This window comes from Marinibium conchae (assembly GCF_015595035.1).
GTDB lineage: Bacteria > Pseudomonadota > Gammaproteobacteria > Enterobacterales > Alteromonadaceae > Glaciecola.
On sequence record NZ_JADNRN010000006.1, the window covers coordinates 1 to 4338 of the forward strand.

A 4338-nucleotide genomic window follows, 5' to 3' on the forward strand; every position below is an offset into this window, starting at 1 on the left:
ATGCTTGAGCGTCACCGCCGTAAGTCTTTGCTAATACCGACGTGATTGCCGCTGTAAGAGTTGTTTTACCGTGGTCAACGTGGCCGATAGTACCAACGTTTACGTGTGGTTTATTACGTTCAAACTTTTGCTTTGCCATTTTAGATATTCCCAGCAACGTATTAAAAAATTATTTTCAATTAGTGTGGAATGAAGATTAGGATGTGGTGCTGATAGGCAGATTCGAACTGCCGACCTCACCCTTACCAAGGGTGCGCTCTACCAACTGAGCCATATCAGCAACGTTAATGGAGCGGGCAGCGGGAATCGAACCCGCATCATCAGCTTGGAAGGCTGAGGTAATAGCCATTATACGATGCCCGCGTTCCTAATTCTCGTCCCCACTTCATGAGAAAGTGGTGGAGGGGGCAGGATTCGAACCTGCGAAGGCTGAGCCGGCAGATTTACAGTCTGCTCCCGTTGACCGCTTGGGTACCCCTCCGAGATTGATGGTGCCGACTACCGGAGTCGAACTGGTGACCTACTGATTACAAGTCAGTTGCTCTACCAACTGAGCTAAGTCGGCACTGCATCAAGTGGGTGCGCATATTAAAGAAATGATCGGCATGTGGCAATAGCTAATTGATAAAAAAACGTGTTTTTTTGAATATTTTTTTAATATGTCTTTTTTTAACACGTTTTATTGCTGTTTTTTAATCAACAAACAATGTTAAACCATCTAAAACTAAGTTTTCAGAAAAAAACGCTGTTGAAAAAAAGTCTTCATATTTGAAAATATTTTGATTTCCACCTGTAATAAAAACATCGAACTCAGATGATTTGGTAGAAATTAACTCTACAGCGTGTTTTCCCATACCGATTATTTGAGCTTTACAGCCAAAATCAACACAGTCAGGGGTGTCGTTACCAAAATATATTTCAGTGTTTTCATTGTCGTTTCCAAAAACTTTTTCGGTATTATTGAACAGAGCGTTTTTCATTAGGTTGAAACCCGGACCTATCCAGCCGCCTAAATGTTGTTGATTTACGATAAAATCGATAGTAACCGCCGTTCCAATATCAATAACAACGAGACCTTCTTTGTTAGACTGATTCCGGGCTGCCAACATGGCTAACCAGCGATCAATGCCCATATTTGAAGGTTGATGATAAGCATTGTGTAGGCCTCGTTCGTAACTTTTCGTTTCTGCTATAAACAGTGATTTTTGAAGCTGTGAACACTGAGCACGAAAGTCATCTAAAGCAACAGAGGAACGAACAGAAGAAATATAAATCCTCGATACAAGATGAAGTTGTTCTGTTATCTCGTTAAATGCAGATGTGCGTATGACATTATCGCGTGAATGTTCAAGCCTGTCGGTGCCTATTGAATATTTGATAGCGGTATTGCCAACGTCAATGAATAGATTAGCCATGTCGAACGCTTATTTCTCCACCATGGTGTGGTGTAATCATGCCATTGCATTCAAGCAATAAAGCACCACTTTCGTTAATCCCCTTACTCACACCATGCATTTGATTTTTACCCGCTAGTAAATAGACGTATTTATCGTAAAACAAATCAGCCGCTTTCCATTCCGGAATAAATGGCGTCAAACCTTTGTTTTCAAACTCTCTTAACATTGAATGCAGTGTGTCAGCTAGTTCAGCAATAAATAGATTTCTATCGATTTGTTTGTCGAGGGCTGTATATATATCAGTAAAGGGTTGATCTATTCCTTGGACATGGCGTGGTAGTAAGACATTAATGCCTATCCCAATAATTGCGCTAGCGTCAGAGCCAACTTGCCCTTCAACCTCAACAAGCACACCCGCAAGCTTTTTACCATTGTGATACACGTCATTCGGCCACTTCAGCTTACAATCTCGAAGACCGTATTTCATCAGTACTCTGTTTATACCGATACCCACTAATAGCGATAAGCCTACCATTGATTGATAGCCCCCGGCAAAAGTCCAGCACATCGACATATATATACTGCTGCCGAAAGGTGATACCCAAGGTCGGCCTCGTCTTCCCCTACCTTGCGTTTGAGCTTCCGCTAGGCATATATAACCATTAGGTAGCTCTTGCAAACGACTTTTAATATAGGTGTTAGTTGAATCAATTATGCTTAATACCTCTAGCTTATCAGTGGTGAGAGAGTTTGACTGGGAGACTATTTTGTCGGCACGCAATAACTCAATTGCTTGTGCTAGCTTATAGCCACGTCCTTTCACACTATATATATCAAGACCAATCGAGCCCAAATATTTTATATGATTAGCAATAGCGCTTCGACTGAGGCCGGTTAGCTCGCCTAGCGCTTCACCAGAGTAAAACTCACCATCAGCGAGCTGATTTATTATTAAGCTTCGTGCAAGCGCTGCATTCTTTCTCATCCTTGTATTACCCTCATAGCCTTATCAATTGATCTGCGCCCATCAAACGAACTTCATTTTCCAACTCAATCCCAAACTGAGTCTGCACCTTGTCACGAATTTCACGAGCCAGTGCCAACAACGCACTTCCTGTACCGTCTCCACTATTCACTAACACAAGAGGCTGTTTTGAATAGCATTCGACTCCATTCTTTTTACAGCCTTTAAAACCAAGACTATCTATTAACCAAGCAGCAGGGATTTTGGCCAAGCCCTCTCCGGCTGGAAAAGATGGAAGACTTGGATAAGTATCTTGTAACGCTTTTAGCTGTGATACAGACACAACTGGATTCTTGAAGAAACTACCAGCATTTCCGAGTTGTTTGGGGTTTGGTAGTTTAGACTCTCGTGTCTCAATTACCTTTTTATATATGCTGGCAGGTGTGGCTTGACTTAGCTGATTCAGCGGACTGTAGCTCGCATTTACTAACGCATCTTTTGGAAGCACCAAATTTACACAAGTAATAAAGGACTTGCCTGCGAGTTCATGCTTAAAAATAGAATCACGGTAGCCAAATTTACAGTCATTATGCATTAACGTAATAGTTTCAAGACTCTCGAGGTCGATATACTCTACTGACTTTATAAAAGCTTCAATTTCAAGGCCATAGGCACCAATATTTTGGATCGGGGCAGCTCCCACTGTGCCGGGGATAAGCGCTAAGTTCTCTAAGCCAAATATACCTCGTTCAAATAGATAAGTGACTAAATTATGCCAGTTCTCTCCTGATTGCACTCTACAGTGATATGAGAGTGAAGACTCTGTTATATCAATACCCATAAGTTCATTTTTAAAAACGATACCCTCGTAATTATCAATAAAAACAGTGTTACTGCCCTCTCCTAGTATTACTAAATTATTATTCTTATGCTTTTTAAAAGTGGATATGAAGTCAGCAATTGATTTAATTACCACTATTTCATTAGCTGACACATTAAAGCCAAAAGTATGGAGGTGTTGGAGTGAATGCACGGTGTAAATCGTTCCAGATTATTATTATGTGAGTAGCATTAATGTAAGTAAGGCAAGCATAAAAAAACAATGCTCTAAAATAGCAAATTTGTTGCTCTCGCTAATCATACTCTTGATGATACAAATAAGGTATCATGACCACAACCAAACAACAGTAAAATTTACGAGAAAGAGAACAACATGAAGATATGTGGCGTTGAGATCAAAGGATCTGAAGCTGTGGTATGTCTACTGAACTATCAAGACGGCTTATTCACTTTACCCGAATGTCGAGTAAGAAAAGTTGAATTTAACAAGCGTAACTCGACTGGCGACCTACGTTACTTCCAAGCAACCTTTAAAAAGCTCATGTCTGATTACTCGGTAGAACAAGTTGTGATTAAAGAACGCCCGCTAAAGGGAAAGTTTGCCGGCGGTGCCTTAGGTTTCAAAATGGAAGCCGCCATTCAATGCATCGATGGTTTAGAAGTAGACACAATGTCACCACAAGTCTTTAAGGAGGCTATTAAAAGAAATCCTATCACTGTGAGTTTTTCGGAGACAGGTTTAAAAGTGTTTCAAGAGGCCGCCTTTAATGTCGCGTTTGCAAAGCATATGAATCTTCAGTATCCACCTCCTCCGCCATCATCTGAGTTACTTTAACTGCGTTTTATACCGAGGTGTGCGCGTGAGATTACCGCCTTCGCGGTAATGACGGTGTGTCTAATGTAGCGTCATACCGGCGTAGGCCGGTATCACACCGAAACGTCATGCCGGCGTAGGCCGGTATCTGCTTTTATACACCGAGGTGTGTTCGTGAGATTACCGCCTGCGCGGTAATGACGGTGTGCCTAATGTAGCGTCATGCCGGCGTAGGCCGGTATCTCTTTTCTTCAGGCATAAAAAAACCCGTCTCAAGGACGGGCTTCTCTACCTGCTTGCGCAGTGAATGGGAGCCTGACGGT

Annotated in this window: 5 protein-coding genes and 4 tRNA genes; 1 reads left to right on the plus strand and 8 read right to left on the minus strand. The window is 41.8% G+C overall.

What is annotated here, in order from left to right; genetic code table 11:
- The 8 genes from ISG33_RS16960 to murB form a co-directional block, all read right to left on the minus strand.
- Positions 1-139: GTP-binding protein (locus ISG33_RS16960; RefSeq protein ID WP_229333616.1), on the minus strand; the 139-nt coding region annotated here is incomplete at its 3' end.
- A gap of 65 nt (positions 140-204) precedes the next feature.
- Positions 205-280 (minus strand) — tRNA-Thr (locus ISG33_RS16965).
- Positions 281-288: 8 nt separating this feature from the next.
- Positions 289-363 (minus strand) — tRNA-Gly (locus ISG33_RS16970).
- Between the two features lie 33 nt (positions 364-396).
- Positions 397-481, minus strand: a tRNA-Tyr gene (locus ISG33_RS16975).
- A gap of 8 nt (positions 482-489) precedes the next feature.
- Positions 490-565 (minus strand) — tRNA-Thr (locus ISG33_RS16980).
- A 127-nt stretch (positions 566-692) separates the two neighbouring features.
- Positions 693-1415 carry a type III pantothenate kinase gene (locus ISG33_RS16985; RefSeq protein WP_195734847.1) on the minus strand — a complete coding sequence of 241 codons (723 nt, stop codon included), beginning with the start codon at positions 1413-1415 and terminating at the stop codon, positions 693-695.
- Positions 1408-2382: a bifunctional biotin--[acetyl-CoA-carboxylase] ligase/biotin operon repressor BirA gene (birA, locus tag ISG33_RS16990; protein WP_195734848.1), complete on the minus strand. Its 975-nt coding sequence runs from the start codon at positions 2380-2382 to the stop codon at positions 1408-1410. The genes ISG33_RS16985 and birA overlap by 8 nt, the downstream gene beginning before the upstream one ends.
- A 13-nt stretch (positions 2383-2395) precedes the next feature.
- The gene (gene murB / locus ISG33_RS16995; protein ID WP_195734849.1) at positions 2396-3394 is read right to left on the minus strand and encodes a UDP-N-acetylmuramate dehydrogenase; all 999 of its coding nucleotides are present in this window, start codon (positions 3392-3394) and stop codon (positions 2396-2398) included.
- Positions 3395-3574: 180 nt separating this feature from the next.
- Here murB and ISG33_RS17000 point away from each other — a divergent pair, with 180 nt between their 5' ends.
- Positions 3575-4036 carry a DUF3010 family protein gene (locus ISG33_RS17000; RefSeq protein WP_195734850.1) on the plus strand — a complete coding sequence of 154 codons (462 nt, stop codon included), beginning with the start codon at positions 3575-3577 and terminating at the stop codon, positions 4034-4036.
- The last annotated feature ends 302 nt before the right edge of the window (positions 4037-4338 follow it).

What these genes read in the sequence shown, in the direction of transcription:
- ISG33_RS16985 (WP_195734847.1), bottom strand. Translation starts at nt 1,415, where the DNA reads ATGGCTAATCTATTCATTGACGTTGGCAATACCGCTATCAAATATTCA.
- birA (WP_195734848.1), bottom strand. Translation starts at nt 2,382, where the DNA reads ATGAGAAAGAATGCAGCGCTTGCACGAAGCTTAATAATAAATCAGCTC.
- ISG33_RS17000 (WP_195734850.1), top strand. Translation starts at nt 3,575, where the DNA reads ATGAAGATATGTGGCGTTGAGATCAAAGGATCTGAAGCTGTGGTATGT.